General features: G+C 67.5%; 1 protein-coding gene. It reads left to right on the top strand.

Annotated elements, in window-relative coordinates:
* Positions 1–73 precede the first annotated feature (73 nt).
* Positions 74–808: DUF222 domain-containing protein (locus ACQI5H_RS24570; protein WP_427081890.1), on the top strand; the 735-nt coding region annotated here is incomplete at its 3' end.

The following is an 808-nucleotide window of genomic DNA, read 5'->3' as shown; positions in this document are numbered from 1 at the left end:
TCACTTGCGCCACTTTAGTTTCAGGAGTTGCAACGCGGCGTTTTTTGTCGGTGGGCTTGGCTAGTTTCGCGGTATGAGTTCGGGCGGGGTTGTCGATCGTGACGCGATTACGGCTGCGTTCGATGCCGCCGAGGCCGCGCTCGACGGTGTGGCCGGGCTGGAGTGTGATGCCCTGACCACGGCGGAGTGGCTCGAGTGGTTGGAGCGCTGCGAGCGGTTACGCCGGCGGATACCCGCGCTCGAGCATGAACCCATCAACCACCTGGCCCGCCAAGCCACTCCAGAAGAATTGGGCGGCAAGCTCTCGCACGCGATCGCCGAACGAACGCTGATCAGCCGCGCCGAAGCATCGCGGCGCATCAACGAGGCCGCCGATCTGGGGCCGCGGCGAGCCGTGACCGGCGAACCGCTGGAGCCGGTGTTGGCTTCGACAGCCGCCGCGCAGCGCGAGGGCACGCTCGGTTCTGGCCAGGTAGCGGTGATCCGCCGGTTTGTCCACCAGCTGCCCGGCTGGATCGACCACGGCACCCGCGAGCAAGTCGAAGCCAAGCTGGCCGAACAGGGCACCCAGTTTCGTCCCGAACAACTCAGCGCGCTGGCCGACACCTTGGCCGATTGCCTCAACCCCGACGGCACCTACACCGACGAGGACCGTGCGCGGCGCCGCGGCCTGACCCTAGGCAACCAACAAGCCGACGGCATGTCGCAGCTGCGCGGGTGGCTGACCCCCGAGCTGCGCGCCACCCTCGAAGCCGTGTTGGCGAAACTGGCCGCGCCCGGCATGTGCAACCCCGACGATCAAACCCCT

Origin of the sequence: Mycobacterium heidelbergense, from assembly GCF_050205645.1 — a bacterium.
Lineage (GTDB): Bacteria > Actinomycetota > Actinomycetes > Mycobacteriales > Mycobacteriaceae > Mycobacterium > Mycobacterium heidelbergense_A.
The sequence above is the reverse complement of the archived record's forward strand: the minus strand, read 5'-3'. Positions and strand labels throughout refer to the sequence as shown.